This window comes from Paenibacillus sp. 19GGS1-52 (assembly GCF_022369515.1).
In the GTDB taxonomy this organism is placed as follows: Bacteria; Bacillota; Bacilli; order Paenibacillales; family Paenibacillaceae; genus Paenibacillus_AQ.
The window spans coordinates 3890959-3910801 of sequence record NZ_CP059724.1 but is presented as its reverse complement, the minus strand read 5'-3'; the positions used below and the strand labels follow the sequence as shown (position 1 = coordinate 3910801).

Sequence of the window (19843 nt, the reverse complement as noted above, 5' to 3'; positions counted from 1 at the left end):
AGGAGGAAGTTCAGATGTCGAAGAAAATAGCTTTAGTTACAGGTGCTAATCGGGGATTAGGTTTGGAAATATCGCGACAATTAGGAAAGCAAGGCATTACCATATTATTAGCATCACGCACTCTAGCCGCAGCAGAGGTAGCAGCAAAAGGGCTGCAAGAGGAAGGACTGGATGTCATTGGCGTGCAGCTTGACGTTACAAACGAAGAACATATTTCAGCAATATTCGACTATATTGACAAGACATATGGTTACCTGGATATTCTGATCAACAATGCCGGCGTGTTACTTGAGAAATCAGTAGATGAGAAGGATGCGTTCCGCAAGACTATTGAAGCAAATACGATTGCCCCATACATTCTTACAGAAATATTACTTCCGCTACTACTCAAAAGCGATGCGGGACGAATTGTAAATCAGAGTAGTATCATCGGCTCCTTAGAGGTCATGTCTACTAACGAACGGGTACAGGAGTTTGCGGTTCCGGGCTATGCTGCTTCCAAAGCAGCACTGAACATGCTGACCGTATATTGGGCCAATCAACTAAAAGACACATCGGTAAAAGTTAACTCCGTTCATCCGGGTTTAGTCAAAACTGATATGGGGGGCGCAACCGCAGACCTGTCTATCGTAGATGGCGCTCGATCAGCTGTAAGACTGGCAACCATTCCCGATGATGGCCCTAATGGCGGATTTTTTCATCTGGATAAGGTACTGCCTTGGTAAAAAGACCATATTACGGATGGGTTGTTGTCTCCATAGTGTTCCTCGAATTACTGGTTGCTGCCGGAATCAGCTCGGTACCCAGTGTCCTGATGCTGTAATTTGAAGATGAATTTGGTTGGAGTCGTGCGGCAGTCTCAGGTGCTGCAATTAAGAATAGTACCTTTTGGCTGTTGGCAGCGACCTTTTTCCTCTGTGGCTTCTCTACTAATGGTTTGATTGGGACACATCTGATTCCAGCTTGTGGCGATTTCAATATACCGCTGGTAATGACAGCAGGATTTCTCTGCCTTCGCTTCTCTGATGGCCATTAGAATTGTGAAATCAGGGAAACATGCACGGTTGATCGAAGCTAAAGCCTGAATCATCAGATTGTTTGTTTATAGGTTCTTCTCCAACAGGATTCGTTAAGAGCAAATCGCTCTGACGAGTCCTGTTTTTTATATGGAGGCCTGAGGTTGACTTTTAGATGTCAGGTATGCATATAATAACAATATGATAATAACACATTGATATTAATTGAACATTAATGTTTATAAAGGAGCTTTCACATGTCTAATCAACCCATAACTGACCGCCACGGCTTGACTGAAGAACAATTTCTGAAAGCTTACGATGTCAGCATGTATGAGCGACCGTCCGTTACGGTCGATATGCTTATCTTCACCGTCATGGACAGGGAGCAGGGCAATTATCGGAAACTGCCGGAGAAATCTCTGCAATTGCTGTTAATCAAGCGGGGGAGCATCCTTATCTGGGTCAATGGGCACTGCCAGGCGGTTTTGTATCTGTAGATGAGAGTATCGAAGATGCTGCTAGAAGAGAATTGTTCAGTGAAACAAATATTTCTAACATTTATATGGAGCAGCTCTATACCTGGGGAGATTTAGAACGTGATCCGCGCACACGTGTCATTAGCTGTTCTTATATGGCATTAGTTGACCGTACCCACCTCAATGTTCAGGCTGGTGAAGACGCCGATGATGCGGCCTGGTTTGAGTTAAATTATGAAGTGCTAGAAGAGAATCGTGAAGAACGTGTTCAAGGCTGTGAAGCTACCCAACTGATAAGCATTACCCTCCATAATGAGATTAAGAATGAGACGTTGTCCGGAGTAGTTAGAATTGTCGAAACCGTACAGGGTCACGTCAGAAAGCTGACACGTGAAATACTCCAAAGTAATGGTATTGCCTTCGATCATGTCACCATGATCCAGTATGCGATTGAGCGCTTGCGTAACAAGGTTGAGTATACAGATATCATTATTAATCTGATGCCAGAGACGTTCACCTTGTCTGAGCTGCAAAGAGTTTATGAGATTATTCTGGGCAAAGACCTGCTGGCAGCTGCTTTCCGCCGAAAGATAGCGGATGCGGTTACCGAGACGGATGAATACACTAAGGATGCAGGACATCGTCCATCCAAGCTTTACCGGTATAATATGAACCGGAATTCAATCTAACAGAAGGCGAGCGGAGTTAATATGGAAATTTTTACTTATTTCTATCGGAGTGAGTCGCCCTTTTCGCAGTGGTATCCAGCGAACTTCTACATTGATGGCCATCTATTTAATTGTGCAGAGCAATATATGATGTATTGCAAAGCCGTATTGTTTAAAGATGTAACCTCAAGCCAGCTTATCTTGCGTACGCAGACGCCCAGAGAGCAAAAAGAGTTAGGACGTAAGATTCGCGGATTCGATAAAGCCATTTGGGAAAAGAATTGTAAAGCCTTCGTATATGAAGGGAACTATGAAAAGTTTAGTCAGAATAAAGATCTACTGCAGATTCTGCTCAATACTAAGGGAACCTCACTGGTAGAGGCAAGTCCAACAGACCGGATCTGGGGCGCGGGTCTGACAGAGGATGATCCACGCATTCTTAATCGAGCCACATGGCGCGGAACGAACTGGCTTGGGGAGATTTTGACGGAGCTGCGGGATAATCTTCTACTGAGAAACTAGAAAAATGCCTTGTGATGTTATTAACTGACCTTTTGAGCGTAATGGTGGAGAATAAGTTATATTTACCATTATGCAAATTCTGGAAGGAAGAAGGGTAACGTCCATGATCGCTTGGAAAGATTCGTATGACATTGGTGTAGAGAAGATTGACTGCCAGCATAGAGAACTGTTAGCGAAGCTGAATGAGTTTTTTGAAGCTTGCACAAAACAGCAGGGGAAAGAGAAGATTGGGGAAACACTGAAATTCCTGAAGGAGTACACTTTAGAGCATTTTGGCAGCGAAGAACAATTGATGAAGGATATTGATTTCCCGGAATTGACGGAGCACCAGAAGATCCATGCTGAGTTCGTACAGACCGTTCTTGAATTAGAGGAAACTCTTAATACCAAAGGAGTATCCGTTCTCTCCACCATTAAGCTGAACCGCACACTCACAGATTGGCTGCTTAATCACATTAACAAATGTGACAAACTGATTGGTGAATGTATTGCCAAGCGTGACAAAGCCGTATAAATACATAATAATTCGAAGATGCCGCAGGGCATTTTCTTTTTTTTGGCGTGCCCAGAGGCACGCATTATCTAGTTGGTGAAAGTCCAACCCAAGGAGGGGCCAAGCCACCTTGGTAGCTAGGATGCTTGCACATGGCGAAATCTGTGTGTAAAAGCGCATCGACAAAAGTACCTGTCTGAGACAGGGCGAGCGACAATCCAGGCCGCAACATGAAGTGAATCCTGCCGCGTCGTCAAAAAGGCCCTGCAAGGGGGAAAAGAGGGAGCCGAGTCTCGCGAACATAGACGAAGGCCAAGGAAACTGTGCAGAACTTGGGACAACAGTGAAGAACCCTCCGGCGTAGAGGGAACGGCATGGGTTGAAAGATAATGCAGTGAACTGGGGAGACCCTCCCCCACACGGAATTTTTTTTTCGGAATCCGTAAAGAGACGCTCTATAAGCCCAAAAGACGAAGTGAACCGTCTGTGGGAAGGGAGTCCGAGGGGCTCATAGTACCGAAGAACCTAAGGACAACATAACCTTAGGGAGGGAAGGAGCCCTGCTTTGTTTATGCTTTTGGAGGAGGTACGAGTGAGTGAATGCCAACCGGCTAACGACACCCAAGGAAAAAGTTCAACAACTCCAAGAAAAGCTAGGTCATGCGGCCAAGGCGAACAAAAAGCGTAAATTCCATGCATTGTATGACAAGATCTATCGGTGGGATGTACTGTGCGAAGCGTGGAAACGAGTGAAAGCCAATAAGGGGGCCGCAGGAGTAGATGCCGTGACGCTAGCAGATATTGAGGAACAAGGAGAAATACCGTTTCTCAAGGTATGTGAGCGAGAGCTTAAAGAAGGCAACTACCATCCGCAACCTGTACGGCGACACTATATCCCGAAGAAGGATGGCAAGCAAAGGCCATTAGGTATACCCACTGTGCGGGATCGAGTCCTACAGATGGCAACCAAACTAGTGATTGAGCCTATCTTTGAAGCTGACTTTGAGGAAGTATCCTTCGGGTTTCGCCCGAAACGAAGTGCTAAAGGGGCGTTGGAACGTATTCGTAAAGCCTGCAACCGTAAAGGGAATTGGGTAGTCGACGTCGATATCCAAGGTTACTTCGACAACATTAATCAAGAGAAGCTTATGAAATTGGTGCAGATGCGTATCAATGACAGGAGGATACTGAAATTAATGAGGAAGTGGCTACAAGCGGGAGTTATGGAAGAAGGAACGGTAAGACGCTCGGATTTAGGGACTCCGCAAGGAGGCGTGATTTCACCGCTCCTTGCGAATATCTATCTAAATTACTTCGACCAACTGTGGGAGAAACACGGAAAAGGAGTAGGGGAGCTCACAAGGTATGCAGACGACTTTGTAGTGGTATGCAAAACCAAGAAGGACGCGGAACATGCGTATGAGCTCATACGCAAAATTATGGAGCGTTTGGAGTTAACCCTACACCCGACCAAAACCCGCATTGTTGGATTATGGACGGGAGACGAAGGATTCGACTTCTTAGGGATGCATCACCGAAAAACCAAAGCAGAAACCTCCCAAGGTAAGGTGTACTACACCACCCAACAGTGGCTAACGAAAAAGGCAGAGGAACGCATTCGAGAGGTGGTCAAAGAAAGATTAGCACCCCCGAGCATGCGCTCGAAATCGTTTGCGGAACAGGTAAAATGGCTCAATCCAAAGATCCAAGGATGGAGAAATTATTACTACACGAACTACAGCCAAAAAAGATTAGCCAAGTTGGACTGGTATATTTTGCAGCGATTAACCCGGTGGTATGCCAAGAAAAGACAACGCAGAAGATGGATGGGTTCACTCTCAGAGGTTAGATATATTGCCGTCCAGTATGGACTAAAAACGCTATTGTAAACTGCATGCCCATGAATGACGAACATCGGAAAGCCGTATGAGGGAAAACCTCACGTACGGTTTGATGAGGAGGGGCTGAATTTGTTCAGCCCTTTACTCTAGCCCATTGTTTCATTCTGCGCTGGAATACTCAGGAAATTCTCAGCTGGAACTCAGCGGGGTTTCAGACAACTCCTATACGATGAACTTGTACACACAGACACAGTTGCTAACTTAGCAAGTTTTGTACGAAGTAATTCAAGGATGGTATGCTATCAAAACTATAGGAGGAACAAGAATGAGAATGAATAGAAGATTATTAGTGGCCAGTGTATTAGCCCTTGCCGTTACGGCGGGCAGTGGAGTACTTAGCTCAGGGAGTGTTAATGCCGCAGCAACCACAGTGCAGAAGAATACCGGACATGCTGGAGGGATGAACGAGTTTCATTCCATGATAGATAATACTGAATTGGCAACTTTGCTGGGTCTAACAGCAGATGAACTCAAAACAGAACGTAAAGCCGGAAAATCATTAGCAACTATTGCCGCAGAGCAAAGCGTAGATGTACAAAAGGTAATTGACCTTGAAGTAACAGCAGCAACTACAGCTCTGGATAAACAACTAGCTAATGGGAAAATAAAGCAAGCCCAATATGATACTCAGAAAGCTTCCCTTGTTACGAGAGTAACGGAGCAGATCAATGCAACTTCCCCAGGGAAGAATGAGGCTAAAGGTGAAAAAGGCAACAAACCCGCTGGTGATTTCGGACATGTGGGTATCCTGAAGGACAGTGCTCTGGCTACGGTATTAGGAGTAACGACTGATGAGCTGGAAACAGCAGTGCGATCCGGTAAATCATTAGCTACTCTGGCAAGCGAAAAAGGGATCACCGTGAAAACCGTGATTGATCAGGTTACAGCTACTTTGACGGCTGAACTGGATAAGAAGCTGGCTGACGGCACGCTTACTCAAGCAAAATATGATGAGCAAAAAGCAACAATCTCCACAAAAGCCGCAGCATTCGTGAACGGCACCTTTACTGGTAAAGAAGCGGGTGCAGGCAAGGGTGGATCAGGTCACCAAGGCGATCATGGAAAAAAGGGGTCGGATGGTAGAGCTGCAGTGGATGGAACATCCGGCGCAACCATTACCAATTAACAGTTTCCTTGGTGAATAGGGTCCAGGATATTCCAAGAAATCACTCTTTTGAAAGAGTGATTTCTTTATGTTTTGTAGTGATTTAATCCGTCTCGTTACTGCAATTTATACTGTGCTAATGGTTTGTGTTATGATTTGAAATAGAGTACGTTGATAAATCGTCTTGGCAAAGGGGGAGAAACCATGAAAAAACTTCGAATGATAGCTTCAGCGACCATTATGCTGCTCGTTTTGGTCCTTGTTAACTTTTACATTGGTCTTCACACTTGGTATTTGGTTCAGGATTGGATGCCGGGTACACCCGCCGCTGTATTCTGGCCGGTATTCTTGATTGTGGCTTTTGCATATATGATCGCCATGATTCCTTGGCCACAGTCAGTGAAGCCGTTAGCCCGATTCTTCAAAGTCATCGGTTCTTACTATTTGGCTTGTATGGAGTTTGCTATAATCTTTCTGCCATTGACAGACTTGTTGCACTGGGTGCTGAGACTAATGGGTTATAGCCTAACTGAGTTCACCTCCGAAGCGGGTGTTACATTGCTGCTAATGCTGGCTGTATTCCTCATTTGGGGTTCGCGAAATGCCTGGAGCACGATCGTGCGCACTCATCCAATACCCATCGACAAGTCGATTGGAACTAGCACTCCGCTGACCATCGCGGTAGCTTCGGATCTACATTTGGGAAATATCGTCGGCAATCGGCATCTTCGGAAAATGGTCAAGGAAATCAACAACATGCACCCAGATGTGATCCTGTTAGCCGGTGATGTATTAGATGACAGTATTGAGCCCTTTATCCGCAATCATATGAGTGATCAGATGAAACAGTTAAAGGCACGGCATGGCGTTTATGCTGTCTTGGGCAATCATGAGTATTATGGAGGATCAATTAGTCAATATACCGAGCTAATGAGCAGCATTGGGATCAAAGTCCTTCAGGATGAAGTACTGGAAGTGGCTGGCACCTATATTGTGGGTCGCAAGGACAAAACCGCAGAGTCCATGGAAGCAGGGGGAAGAAAAAGTGTCGTATCCTTGTTGGAAGGCCTTGATCTTACTCGTCCGGTGATTATGATGGATCATCAGCCGACTGGCTTTGATGCCGCTGCACAGGCGGGAGTAGATATTCTGCTCTCCGGGCATACGCACCGTGGGCAGATTGCTCCCAATCATTGGATCACCAAGCGGCTGTTTGAGCTGGATTGGGGCTATCTTCGCAAGGATAAGCTGCATGTCATTGTCTCCTCGGGTTACGGAACTTGGGGACCCCCGATACGCTGGGCCAGCCGCTCGGAGCTTATTAAGCTGGAGGTTATGCTGGAAGGCAGCAAGAAATACAGCGATGAGATATTGACAGCCCAAACGGTGCTGATCTAATTCAATCCTTCTTCCTTCTTGAGGAGTGTCTCCAAGGCCATACAGTTGGCTGGAAGACACTCTTTTTTTTTGAAAAGATAAGGATTGGCTTCCCAGAAAGGGTCCCTTTGACAAGTGCGACGAAGTATTGTATCTTCATTATAGTTAAGCACTTAACTAATTGGAGCTGATTCGCTACTATGGATAATTTGCAAAAATATGCATTGGACCAGCCACTGCATACACAGGCTTTTTTCACCTTGGTTGAAGCAACTGCGAATTTAGTGGCCGTTTCCGAGAAATATTGGCAGTCGAAGGGGATAAGTGGGGCGCGAATTCGAATTCTGGTCGAAATTGCGAAGCAGGGGGGGACCATTCTTCCTTCGGTTCTGGCTCAAAAAATTGGCGTTACCAAGGCTAATATTAGTCTGTTGCTCACACCTTTAGAGAAAGACGGATATATTATCCGGGCAAGCCACAATGTAGATGGCAGAAAATCCGTGATTTCGATCACTGGTGCAGGTCAGCAACTGCTAATGGAGCATCTTCCGAACAATCGTCAGACCGTTGCAGAAGGAATGAAAGGGTTGAATACGCAGGAGCTGCAGCAATTAATTTCTTTGTTACAGAAGCTAAATAGAGGCTAACAGAAGTATAAATAGCAAGGTGCAAATGGTTTTTGAAATATAAGATATTTCACACGATAAATTATCCTTATATTTCTCGCAGAAACGGATGCCGTCCATCAAAAGGATGCCAAAGCCGTTTCTGCTTGAGAATATAGTTAATAGCTTAACTAACCCACATAAAAGAGAGGAACAAAAAGATGTCAATTCTGATTACAGGTGCAACAGGTCAATTAGGGAGCTTGATTATAGAACAGCTTCTGCAAAAGGTTCCGTCCAGCCAGATTATTGCCTGTGTCCGGCATACAGAGAAAGCTGAACAATACCTCAAGCTCGGTATTGAAGTGCGATTTGGGGATTATGACCTGCCGGAATCCCTTGATAAGGCGTTTTGCGGAATCACTCAATTGTTGCTTATCTCCAGTTCACATACCGATGACAGCGTCCGTCTTGTGCAACATAGCAATGTGATAACAGCCGCAAAGAAGGCCGGGGTGAAGCAACTGCTCTATACCAGTTTTGCCTTTCCACGACAAGGACCCATTCCAGCTAATCATGTGCATAGACAGACGGAACAGCTCATCTTTGATTCTGGCCTAGACTATACAATTCTGCGAAATGCTCTTTATACAGACTTTGTTGGTGTATTGGGTCTGAATGAAGCGATTAGCAGTGGTGAGTTTATTACTTATCCAGGGAATTGGAAATTCAACACCGTTACACGCCAGGATCTTGCCCTTGGCACCGCACAGATTCTTACAACCTCAGGGCATCGGCAACAGATCTATGAACTGACTGCCCCGCGTCCTTGGGACTTTGGCGAACTGTCTGCTATACTATCAGAGCTTGCAGGCAAGCCTGTTGTGCATCGCGAGGATTCCAGGATTCAGAACTGGATCTATGCATTTCTATCCAAGATTGATACGGTTTCAACCTCGGAGGATCTGGAAAGATTCATGGGCTGTCCCATTACTCCGCTGAAGGACAGTATTCTTCCTTTTATCAATCCAGTAAAATAGCAATCAATCCTTGACTTGGTGTGGACACCAAGTTGTAGCATGACCTTATACAGATGAGAATTTATCTGATCCAATAAGGGAGGCCATAACATGGTTATACAACAGCAGCACAAAACGGCATTAATCACCGGCGCGAATTCAGGGGTTGGCCTGGAGTTGACCAAGAAACTACTGTCTGAGAACTGGCAGGTTATCGCCTTCATTCGTTCAGACCTTCCGCAAAGTGAGCCGTTGATCATGGAAGCACAGCGAGCAGGCCAACTTAGAGTTTATAAAGCTGATCTAAGCGATTTCCGCAGCCTGAACAAGGCGTTAATGGCTATTAAGGCACAGGAATTTCATCTTGATGTGCTATTTAATAATGCTGGCGTTTCCACCGGAGAACTGCGGTATTCACCTCAAGGGCGTGAGCTGGATTTTGAAATGAATGCTGTTGTACCTTATATTATCTATATGGAGCTAAAGGATCTACTGACTAAGGGAGAGTTAAAGACCGTTATCAATACCTCTTCTAATTCCTTGTTAACCTTGAAGCGGTTTGAGCCCGAACAGTTAGGCAAAGCGGCAAAATTCAAAAAACTATTTGGCTCTTATGCCACTTCCAAGATGGCCCTCTCCATGTGGACACAGGAGGCTTCGGCAACAGCGGTCAAGGAAGGTATTGAAATTCGAAGTGTTTGCCCAGGTCCTAATAAAACAACTATGACAGCCGGGTCCGGCATGCCGAAATGGCTGATACCCGTGCGGCATCTATTATTCAAGCATCCCAGTGCAGGGGCTTTACGCTTATACGAGGCTGCTTTTGGTGAATATAAGGGGACAGTAGGTATCTTTATTCATAAAGGAAAAGCTACACCGTTGAAATTTTATCAGCATATTCCACATGTATTCGCTAAAATAGATACTATCTATAAGCAAGAATTCCTTACTACCTGAGCTTAAAGGTACATTCTTAGAGGGAGAGGATGACTATGAACGTCGTAAGTGAGCTCTATTCCATCAAACAATTCTCAGAGCTAACCGGCTTCACAGAGGATGCCATACGGTATTATGAGAAGATCGGTTTGCTCCAGGAGGTAAAGCGTAAGGATAATAGACATCGTATCTATGATGCTGAGGATATTAACAGGATGGTCCTGATTGCTTGCTTGAAGAAAACGGGCATGTCCCTAGATGAGATGAAGCTGTATGTTCTAAGAACAAATGATGATGATATCAACACTGTGACTGAACGGGATGAAATACTGAAAGGCCATAAACAGAGGATTGAACAGCAAATGATCCATTTGCAAACGATTCTGGATTTTATCGATTTTAAGCTCCTGAGCGGTAAAAAAATGGGCGAATATAACTAGGAGTGAGAACTGGTGAAAAACATACTAATTACGGATGATGATGCCCATATTCGCACATTGTTAAAGCATGTGCTAACGAGAGATGGATATCTTGTCATTGAAGCGGCTGACGGGCAGGAGGCCATACATAAGCTGAAAGATAACACAGTGGATTTGGCCGTAGTTGATGTAATGATGCCACATGTAGATGGTCTGGAGCTGTGTCAATATATTCGTGAAACTTATGATATTCCGATTATTCTCTTAACCGCACGGCAGCAGCTTAGTGATAAAGAACAAGGCTACTTACGCGGAACGGATGACTATCTAACAAAGCCCTTCGAACCGGAGGAGCTTCTGTTCCGCATTAAAGCCTTATTTCGTCGTTACTCCATAGCTTCCAATGATAAAATCCGTCTGAAATCGCTTGTGATTGATCGGAAAAATTATGAGATAAACGTTGGCAACGAAATTCTGCTGCTGCCTGTGAAGGAATTTGAACTGCTGGCCCAACTGGCCCAATACCCAGGCAGGCTGTTTTCACGCAGCGAATTGATTGAACTGGTATGGGGAGCGGATTATGAGGGTGATGAGCGAACCGTTGATGTACATATTAAGCGCCTGCGCCAACGTTTTCTGGATTATCAGGATGATTTTATGATCCGTACGGTTCGGGGAATTGGCTATAAAGTAGAGTTGAGCAACATATGAAGTCCTTATATTTACGTATGTGTCTTGTCTTTTGTTCAGTGATAATAATCAGCAGCATGCTAGGATTTTTGGTTGCCAACCTGAATTATCAAGCTCAAATCAAGCCTAAAAATGATGCGAAGCTCACCGGAATGGCTATAGAGCTGCAGCATTTTATCGAAGCTCATCCAGAATCAATGAATGAATATCTTTTAAGCGTAGCTTCGCTGGGATACAAGCTTTATTTAACAGATGACCAAGGGATTGAACGTGTCTACGGGATGCCTTTTCGCGAAAAAGATTTGAGTAAGCAGCAATTGCAAAAGGTATTGAGCGGAGAAGTATTTCATGGAGTGGCAGAATTTCCGAGTAAGGCCTTTGTCACCGGATTTTTTGACAACCAGTTGAGAAATACGATAGGTGTACCTATCTATCTTGATAACCATACCTATGCCTTATTTATGCGTCCGGATGCTGAGGTGCAGTTTGGTGAATTGCGGGTCTTTTTTGCGGTTATTATCGGGTTCACTATATTGTTTAGCTTAGGTTTTGTGATGATCGCCGTCTTGCATGTGGTTAGACCGATTACCAGGCTTACTGCGGCTACCAAACGGATCTCCAAAGGTAGATATGATATTAAGCTGAACACGCGGCGGAGTGATGAAATTGGCCAACTGGCTTCACACTTTATGATTATGGGCCGGGAACTGGAACGGACAAATCGGGCACGGCAGGATTTTGTTGCCAATGTATCTCATGAAATCGAGTCTCCGCTCACCTCTATCCAAGGCTTTGCCCATGCCCTTAAGGAAGCTGATTTACCTGAAGCACAGCGGCTGCAATACCTCTCCATTATTGACGAGGAAAGCCATCGCCTCTCGATGCTGAGTAAACAGCTTCTGACCTTGTCATCCCTTGATTATGATGCGAATGCTCTGCAGAAGCAGACTTTCGATTTGCGGGCGCAGCTGCGCCAGGTTGTGCAGATTATGGAGTGGAGACTTACGGAGAAGCAGTTGGCGGTAAGATTAAATCTAACAGAACATACGCTTCATGGAGACTCCAATTTGCTCTATCAAGTGTGGATGAATCTGTTATCCAATGCAATCAAATATACGCCTGCTGGCGGATCTATAGTTATTACTTCAATTCTTGCTGATGGGAACTGTGTGGTAACCGTTACAGACGATGGTGAAGGCATTCCTGCAGAAGAACTGCCGATGATTTTTGACCGATTCTATAAAGTCGACCGGGCGCGCACACGCGATAGTAACAGTAGTGGACTGGGACTTGCTATTGCCCAAAAAATCATTGAAGCACATAATGGCACCGTTGAGGTCTCAAGCACGTTGGGACAAGGAACAACTTTTACGGTCACGCTTGCCATGTAGTAATTCAAGAACCAGACCTGAAGTAATCATTTTTCTTATAGATTTTGCACTTGGCGTCGAATTCCTGGAAGTATTTTTTGCTATCCAATGAGATTAAGGATTCTTGATCACCTAAACATAAGAATCCTTCATTGTGCAAGCTGGCATGAAGCAATTGATGCACATGATTTTGTAAATCCGCATTAAAGTAGATACAAACATTCCGGCACAGAATGATATGGAATTCATTAATTGAACCATCTACCACGAGATTATGTTGATGGAAGTAAATAGAGTTAGTGATAGATGGATCGAAATAAGCATACGTATCATCCGCATTGTAGTATTCGGAGAACTCTAATTCACCACCTGCGGCATAATAGTTTTTTCTGTAATTATTCATGCGGTGAAGAGGGAATTTACCTATTCGGGCTTTGTTAATTGCCTCTTCACTGATATCTGTGGCATAAATTCTTGCTCTCTCCAGTAAGCCTTCTTCTTTAAGCAGAATGGCCAAGGAATACGCTTCTTCCCCTGTTGAACACCCCGCATGCCACACATAGATTTCCGGAAAATTCTTCAAGAGAGGGATCACATTTCTGCGAAATTTCAAGAAAAATAAGGGATCTCTAAACATAGTAGTCACTTGAATTGAAAAATCATTCAAAATTTTATCTAGCAACTGGGGATTACAATTTATTTCATTTAGTAATGAGGTAAGGTCAGAGGATCCCTCTTGACTCATTCGTAAATGTAAGCGTCTTTTAATATGATTGCGGTTGTAGTTGTTAAAATCGAATCCGCTTAACTGGTGGACGGTTTCCAGGATAAGATCTATCTGTTTTTTTTCATGCTCAACGTGTTCATTGATATTCAACGGACCATTCATCATTTGCTTAACCACACACTCATAAGTGAAAAAAGCTGTTCAAGCTGAATCGGTTTACTTAGATAGTCTGAGGCGCCCGCCGCCAGGCTTTTTTCCCTATCTTGTTTCATAGCTTTTGCAGTCACTGCAATAATAGGCAGTTCAAGATCTTTCAAACTATTGCGAATCCAATCCATGACTTGATAGCCATTCATTTCCGGCATCATAATATCCATAAGAATAATATCCATTTTTTCCTTTTCAAGAATACTAATGCATGCTTTTCCTGAATCGGCCACAAATACTTGCATTCCTCTTTGAGTCAAAGGCGCCGTTAACGCAATCGCATTACGTTTGTCATCATCGACAATAAGCACTTTTTTTCCTTGAAATACCTCGTTTCCTTCGGAAGGGAGGTACTGCTGTATCTCAAGTACTGGCACAGGTGGACTCACAACCTCTACCGTTGGAGCTGCCTCGAACTGTTCGAAGTCGCTGGGTAAGGAAGGAAGATATAGAGTAAATATACTCCCAACTCCGAATTCACTTTCGAGTAAGAGTGAACCGCCCAAGAGGGTTGTTAATTGTTTGGAGATGGATAACCCCAGTCCGGTTCCTCCGTAATTGCGCTCAATGGTTCCATCTGCCTGTTGAAATGATTCAAAGATCAGCTCATATTTATCCTTAGGAATTCCCAGTCCAGTATCCCGCACGGCAAAACTAATGATTTCACTAGAATTGTATATTTGCTTTTCCGAAAGCTCAGTAGACATAATGGCTTTTTGAATCGTAATTTCTACTTTACCGATAGTAGTGAATTTAATAGCGTTAGAGATTAAGTTCTTCAGAATCTGCTGTAAACGTTGCTCATCTGTAAACATTAGGTTAGGTGTATTCTGGTGCAGGATAATCGTAAATTCAAGTCCTTTTCTTGCGGCTAGCTCGGAGAAGTGTTGCTCCATGATCTGAGGCATCTCAGATAAATTAATAGCGTCAATATTAAGCTCCATTTTTCCTGACTCTACCTTGGATAGGTCAAGAATATCGTTAATCAAGGACAATAAATCATTTCCTGAATCCTGGATATAGCCTGCATATAACAATTCGTCGTCGGTTAAGGTATGATTGTTGTTTTCTTTCAAGAACTGGGAGAATACGAGCATACTATTGAGCGGTGTGCGTAATTCATGCGACATATTCGCCAGAAATTCAGATTTATATTTGGAGCTAACAACTAGCTGTTCGGCATATAGCTGCATCTCTGCCCGCGCTTCTTCTGCCTCTGCAGTCTTTGATTGGGCATGATTGCGTTGCTCATGCAGTTGATTATTTATAGTCTGTAGTTCTTCTGACTGCAGCATGAGTTCTTCCGACTGCGCCTGCAGTTCTTCTGCTTGCTCCTGTGTTTCTTTGGCGTGCAGCTGCAATTCATTATTAAGAATTTGGGATTCTGAGTATAAACGGTCGATTTCCATACGAGCTCTTACGACTTCAGCGGCAGCCGCGAAAGGTAAAAGAAGATTATCCAACAGTCGGAGCTGATGCATATTGAACTCTTCCATAGAAGCAATTTCGAGCACAGCCTGCAGATTACCCTGATGTACCACAGGTACTAGCAGTATATGTCTAGGCTTGGACTCACCCAGTCCAGATTCGATCTTGATGTATTCTTCAGGAATTTGATTGATGTGTATGATTTTCTTTTCCTTAGCGCATTGTCCAACTAAGCCATCTCCCACCCGAAAGCTTTGTTTACCTATGTTCGTACCGTCACCCGCATAGGAAGCTGCTTTGATCAATATACTTTTGTCATCCTGAAAGAGGTAGATGGCTCCGTATTGCCCGTTTAAGATAGCTGACACTTTTGTTAGGAAACGATCTGCTAATTCAACGGTATCTTCGATTCCCTGGTACATCTCGGCAAATTCAGAAGTCTGTGTCTGTATCCAATACTGATGCTGATGGCTATCCAGAAGCAAATTGGTCGCATGCGCCAAATCCCCGATTTCGTCCTTTGTATTCACAATAATTCTTTCTTCCAAATTGTCTTTGGATAAGGCGATCCCGTTAATCGTAGAAGTTGCTTTCCGCAGCGTATTTAGAATAGTTCGAGAAAGTATTACAGAGATAAGAATTGCTATGCTGGCAACAACTAGAGCAAATATATATAGAAAGGCGATTAAGGTATTGTTACTTTTCTTCTGCGCTGTGATGCGGTTATCTGTTGATTGATTCTCATCTTGCCTAAACGTGTCAAACTGCTGGCGGATCTGATCCACTTGTTGCATACCCGCCCCGTTGCTGAAGGATTTAACTATCCCTGATTCGTCATTGTTTTTTTTCATTAGTATGATGGGATCTACATTTTGTGCGACCCAGTTTTCTATATTAACCTTAACTGCTTGCAGTCTTTGAATGCCAAATGAATCTGTAGCTATGACTTCATATAATTGATTTAAGTATTCTTGCCACTGTGTCTTTCCGCGAGTATATGGCTCAAGGTAGAGTGGATCACCTGTAATCACATAGCCCCGCACCCCATCCTCCATGTCCAGAACACTTTTTTCAATCTGGTTGGTAAGACTTGTAACTTCACGGTCATGAATCGTAATAACGTTTACCTCATTTTGCTTGGAGTATATTTGACTATGTACGACAACTGTAGATATGGTCAGGCAACCAATAATAATTAGAAATCCGGAAATGATTTTAGTCTGAATACTCCAGGCATTATATCGGGGCAACTGATTTCCTCCTATGATTATAATTATTAACTCAACTTTCGCAGCTAGAAAATCAATCTAATCCTTAGAGCCAGTAAGAATAAATCCAATACATTGGCTTATCTTGACAAAAAACACCCTTCTTGTTTGGTATCATGGAAGTGCGACCAACCATGCCAACAAGAAAGGTGTGTAACCCTATGTTACAACAACATTCCATGTCTGAACAGTCTCGCTTTTCTAAACTTTTTGCATCCCTTAAAATGGGGAAATTCCTGAGAAAGGCGGGAATCTCCAAATCGTTTGGACTCTCTAGTCTCGCGGTCTTTCAAATTGTTTTCTCCCTTGTCTTTGAAGGAAAGAATTGGTTTCGTTTGCTGGAAAGCTCACGTGGCGATGATCTTCCCGGAAAAGACGTTGTCTATCGATTTCTAAATCATTCTTCCTTTGCATGGCGTAGATTTCTGCAAGCCCTGAGCCAACACGTAGTTTGTCATTTCGAGTCGCTCATTTCTGCGAATCGTATACGAGTATTCATTGTCGACGATTCTGTACTCAGCCGTAATCGGAGTAAAAAAGCTGAATATTGGCTCGGGTGTTTGACCATACAACGGGTCGATTTACCAAAGGCTACTGCATGCTTACACTCGGTTGGTCCGACGGATTCAGCTTTGCTCCGCTTGACTTTGTCATGCTTTCTTCAGCCAAACTTGCGAATCGACTCTGCGAGATAACCTCGAAGGTGTCCAAGCGCAGCATAGGGTATAAGCGCCGTATGGAGGCTTTCTCTCGGAAGCCGGATGCTGTCGTCGCCCTGCTAGACCGGGCTTTAACTGCTGGATTCACCGCCGACTATGTGCTAATGGACAGTTGGTTCACTCAGGCTCCACTCCTTCGTCAGTTGACCGATAAAGGTCTTTCCGTGATTGGGATGGTGAAGGAAATGAAGCAGCGATATCTCGTTCAGGGACAGCGTTTAACGTTACGTGAAGTCTTTCAAAGTCTTCCCCAATCGAAGGACTCGGACATTAAGGGTTCTGTGATTGTCCAAACAACCTGCGGTCTGCCTGTAAAACTCGTTTTCGTACGAAACCGGAACAAACGACGGGAATGGCTTGCTATTTTGAGTACAGATGTAGCCCTGGATTCTGCTGAAATTGTACGGATTTACGGAATGCGCTGGAGTATAGAGACCTTTTTCAAAGTGACTAAAAGCTATTTGAAACTAGGGACAGAGTTTCAAGGTCGTTCGTTTGACCAACTGATTAGCCACACTACTATTGTATTTAGCCGCTATTTGGCGATGGAATATGAAAGACGGCAAACTAATGATGACCGAACTCTCGGTGGACTCTTCTTTCTATTTGCCGATGAAGTCCGTGATTTGGACTTCCAGACCGCACTTCAGCAACTCATGGTTTTATTTCTCGAAATGGCTCAAGCGAAGACAAAGCAGAACAAAACGTCTGTTCTTTGTCAACTACAAGATTGGATTGCTAGCTTGCCCAGCTATATCAAGGGTTTGTTTAAAGATTTGAGCTGCGAAAGTTGAGTTATTAATAAGTAACAACATAAAATACCCACTAATCAGAGTATTAGCGGGCATGAATTAGATTATCGAACACTGAATGTTCTCTAATGTTCCGTTTAACTAATAGTATAACATTGATGAATTTAAAAGGAGCTATCTTTTGTAATTCATTATTCATACTCCGTTCATGTTCGCCTTCTAAACTGTGGTTATACAGAAATTTGGAGGAGTGGTTTTATGTTTTTAGCTTTAAGAGAGATCAGGCATTCCAAAGCTAGATATATGCTGATAATGGTCATTATGCTCTTGGTTTCATTTTTGGTCCTGTTTGTAACAGGGCTAGCTAGGGGATTAGCCTATGCTAATATCTCAGCCGTCGAGAATATGCCCTCAAATTATTATGTGGTACAGGGAGATGCGGATCATACTTTCAGACGTTCCCAACTAAATGATGCGGAGCTCAAGGGGGCTCGTGCGGTCGTTGGCGATAAGAATGCAACCCCACTTGCGGTACAGATGAGCACTATTACTGCTGCCGATGCCGATGTGAAGGCTGACATTACTTTTTTTGCAGTCGATATGGACGGCATGCTGGCGCCTAAGGTGATTCAGGGAAACGGGATTTCCAATGAATCGCAAGACAGTGTCGTTGTTGATCAGAAATTAGAACAGTCGGGAATTACTATAGGCAGCACAATTCGTGATCAGGCATCCGGAATGAGTTGGAAAGTTGCTGGTTTTGTTCAGGACAGCTCCTACAGCCATACACCCGTAGTATTTATTAATAATAGAGACTGGCAGGAAATGAAGCAGGGAGTAGGTCAAGGTGCTGCTGAAGCGCAGTCTGTCCCCTTTAATGTGATAGCACTCCATGCTGATTCCGGTCAGGTCAAGGAAATTACCGGACAGCTGGATAATGTAGAAGTGATTACTCAGAAACAAGCGATTTCCAGTATACCTGGTTATTCGGCTGAGCAAAATTCTCTACTGATGATGATCGTGTTCCTGTTCGTGATTGCCGCATTTGTATTGGCCGTCTTCTTCTACGTCATTACGATTCAAAAGACTAGCCAATTCGGAATTCTGAAGGCGATGGGGACGAAGATGTCATACTTGGCCTGGAGCGTAGTGGGGCAGGTCATGATTTTGTCTGTTGCCAGTCTGTTCATCAGCCTGCTGCTAACCTTTGGGATGAATATGGCTCTTCCGGAATCTATGCCGTTCCAGTTGGATACCTCGACGATTATTTTGACTAGCTGTTTGTTTGTAGCCATGTCATTGCTGGGCGCACTGATCTCGGTTGCTAAAGTGGCTAAAGTAGATGCATTAGAAGCGATAGGGAGGACTGGCGCATGAGTGCGAAATTACTAATGAAGCAAGTGACTAAGACCTACGGTGATGGGGATTCGACCTTATCTGTATTGAGTAACCTGAATCTCCAAGTGAATGAAGGCGAATTTGTCGCTGTTCTGGGTCCCTCGGGGTCGGGGAAAAGCACGTTTCTGTCAGCAGCAGGCGCGTTACTCACGCCGACTAGCGGCGAAATCTTCATTGATGGCGAATCACTTGCGAATAAAGATAAGGGCGAGCTGACTAAGCAGCGGCTAGAGAAGATTGGCTTTATGTTCCAAAGTGCACAACTGCTTCCCTACCTAAAGGTAGAAGAACAGCTGCTCTATGTAGCCAGACTTGCGAAGCTGGATACGCGGGAAGCCAAGCAGCGGGCCGCTTATTTGCTGAAACGGCTGGAGATCTGGGAGCGGCGTGACCGTTATCCAGAACAACTCTCCGGTGGCGAGAAGCAGCGTGTAGCGATCGCCAGAGCCTGGATGAACAAACCAGCTATTCTGTTTGCCGATGAGCCAACTGCAAGCTTGGATTTCAATCGAGGCAGAGAAGTAGTACGCATGATCGCTGACGAAGTGAAAAGTGAGGGCAAGGCTGCTGTTATGGTGACCCATGACGAACGGATGTTGGAATGGTGTGATCGCGTGCTGCATCTGGAAGCAGGTCACTTGATTGAGAAAAAGAGTTTGGTAACTGTACATTAGTAGAATAAGGATACAGCACAATAAAGAAGCATTAATGACATCGCTATATTGTTCATATTAGAGTATTTTG

General features: G+C 44.2%; 17 protein-coding genes and 2 pseudogenes. 16 read left to right on the top strand and 3 right to left on the bottom strand.

All coding sequences use genetic code 11. The features are described 5' to 3' along the window. The first annotated feature begins 14 nt into the window (after positions 1–14). The 4 genes and pseudogenes from H1230_RS18220 to H1230_RS18205 all read left to right on the top strand — a co-directional run bounded on the left by H1230_RS18220 (position 15) and on the right by H1230_RS18205 (position 3199). Positions 15–725 (top strand): SDR family oxidoreductase, encoded by a 711-nt coding sequence (locus tag H1230_RS18220; RefSeq protein WP_239711339.1) that lies wholly within the window; start codon positions 15–17, stop codon positions 723–725. A 548-nt stretch (positions 726–1273) separates the two neighbouring features. Next, positions 1274–2184, top strand: a pseudogene (locus tag H1230_RS18215) (NUDIX hydrolase). Positions 2185–2205: 21 nt separating this feature from the next. Further along, on the top strand, positions 2206–2685 hold the full coding sequence (locus H1230_RS18210; protein WP_239711338.1) for a riboflavin biosynthesis intermediates N-glycosidase: 480 nt from the start codon (positions 2206–2208) through the stop codon (positions 2683–2685). A 103-nt stretch (positions 2686–2788) separates the two neighbouring features. After that, positions 2789–3199 (top strand): bacteriohemerythrin, encoded by a 411-nt coding sequence (locus tag H1230_RS18205; protein WP_154120632.1) that lies wholly within the window; start codon positions 2789–2791, stop codon positions 3197–3199. 64 nt (positions 3200–3263) lie between these two features. Here the strand turns inward: H1230_RS18205 and H1230_RS18200 are convergent, their stop codons facing one another. Further along, a complete protein-coding gene (locus tag H1230_RS18200) occupies positions 3264–3410 on the bottom strand; it encodes a hypothetical protein (protein WP_239711337.1) in 147 nt (48 codons plus the stop codon). 364 nt (positions 3411–3774) lie between these two features. Here H1230_RS18200 and ltrA point away from each other — a divergent pair, with 364 nt between their 5' ends. The 9 genes from ltrA to H1230_RS18155 all read left to right on the top strand — a co-directional run bounded on the left by ltrA (position 3775) and on the right by H1230_RS18155 (position 12621). Next, complete coding sequence (ltrA, locus tag H1230_RS18195) at positions 3775–5067, top strand: group II intron reverse transcriptase/maturase (protein ID WP_239711336.1); 1293 nt, start codon at positions 3775–3777, stop codon at positions 5065–5067. A gap of 277 nt (positions 5068–5344) precedes the next feature. Continuing rightward, positions 5345–6205 (top strand): hypothetical protein, encoded by an 861-nt coding sequence (locus tag H1230_RS18190; RefSeq protein ID WP_239711335.1) that lies wholly within the window; start codon positions 5345–5347, stop codon positions 6203–6205. A 183-nt stretch (positions 6206–6388) separates the two neighbouring features. Beyond that, positions 6389–7582 (top strand): metallophosphoesterase, encoded by a 1194-nt coding sequence (locus H1230_RS18185; protein WP_239711334.1) that lies wholly within the window; start codon positions 6389–6391, stop codon positions 7580–7582. Positions 7583–7761: 179 nt separating this feature from the next. Next, positions 7762–8208: a MarR family winged helix-turn-helix transcriptional regulator gene (locus H1230_RS18180; protein ID WP_239711333.1), complete on the top strand. Its 447-nt coding sequence runs from the start codon at positions 7762–7764 to the stop codon at positions 8206–8208. A 179-nt stretch (positions 8209–8387) separates the two neighbouring features. Further along, positions 8388–9206 carry an SDR family oxidoreductase gene (locus H1230_RS18175; RefSeq protein ID WP_239711332.1) on the top strand — a complete coding sequence of 273 codons (819 nt, stop codon included), beginning with the start codon at positions 8388–8390 and terminating at the stop codon, positions 9204–9206. Positions 9207–9296: 90 nt separating this feature from the next. Next, a complete protein-coding gene (locus H1230_RS18170; RefSeq protein WP_239711331.1) occupies positions 9297–10142 on the top strand; it encodes an SDR family NAD(P)-dependent oxidoreductase in 846 nt (281 codons plus the stop codon). A 35-nt stretch (positions 10143–10177) separates the two neighbouring features. Continuing rightward, positions 10178–10561 (top strand): MerR family transcriptional regulator, encoded by a 384-nt coding sequence (locus H1230_RS18165; protein ID WP_239711330.1) that lies wholly within the window; start codon positions 10178–10180, stop codon positions 10559–10561. A gap of 12 nt (positions 10562–10573) precedes the next feature. Continuing rightward, positions 10574–11251, top strand: a complete 678-nt coding sequence (locus H1230_RS18160) for a response regulator transcription factor (RefSeq protein ID WP_239711329.1) — start codon at positions 10574–10576, stop codon at positions 11249–11251. Positions 11252–11307: 56 nt separating this feature from the next. Continuing rightward, on the top strand, positions 11308–12621 hold the full coding sequence (locus H1230_RS18155; protein WP_345773364.1) for a sensor histidine kinase: 1314 nt from the start codon (positions 11308–11310) through the stop codon (positions 12619–12621). Positions 12622–12625: 4 nt separating this feature from the next. On the opposite strand, the gene H1230_RS18150 is transcribed toward H1230_RS18155, so the two are convergent. Together H1230_RS18150 and H1230_RS18145 are read right to left on the bottom strand one after the other, a co-directional pair. Further along, positions 12626–13492 (bottom strand): CheR family methyltransferase, encoded by an 867-nt coding sequence (locus H1230_RS18150; RefSeq protein WP_239711327.1) that lies wholly within the window; start codon positions 13490–13492, stop codon positions 12626–12628. Beyond that, the gene (locus H1230_RS18145; RefSeq protein ID WP_239711326.1) at positions 13489–16212 is read right to left on the bottom strand and encodes a response regulator; all 2724 of its coding nucleotides are present in this window, start codon (positions 16210–16212) and stop codon (positions 13489–13491) included. The genes H1230_RS18150 and H1230_RS18145 overlap by 4 nt, the downstream gene beginning before the upstream one ends. 179 nt (positions 16213–16391) lie before the next feature. On the opposite strand from H1230_RS18145, the pseudogene H1230_RS18140 reads away from it, so the two are divergent. The 3 genes and pseudogenes from H1230_RS18140 (at position 16392) to H1230_RS18130 (ending at position 19773) form a co-directional block, all read left to right on the top strand. Then, positions 16392–17743 (top strand): annotated as a pseudogene (locus tag H1230_RS18140) (IS4 family transposase). 216 nt (positions 17744–17959) lie between these two features. Next, positions 17960–19078: an ABC transporter permease gene (locus tag H1230_RS18135; protein WP_239711325.1), complete on the top strand. Its 1119-nt coding sequence runs from the start codon at positions 17960–17962 to the stop codon at positions 19076–19078. Next, positions 19075–19773 carry an ABC transporter ATP-binding protein gene (locus H1230_RS18130; RefSeq protein WP_239711324.1) on the top strand — a complete coding sequence of 233 codons (699 nt, stop codon included), beginning with the start codon at positions 19075–19077 and terminating at the stop codon, positions 19771–19773. The genes H1230_RS18135 and H1230_RS18130 overlap by 4 nt, the downstream gene beginning before the upstream one ends. The last annotated feature ends 70 nt before the right edge of the window (positions 19774–19843 follow it).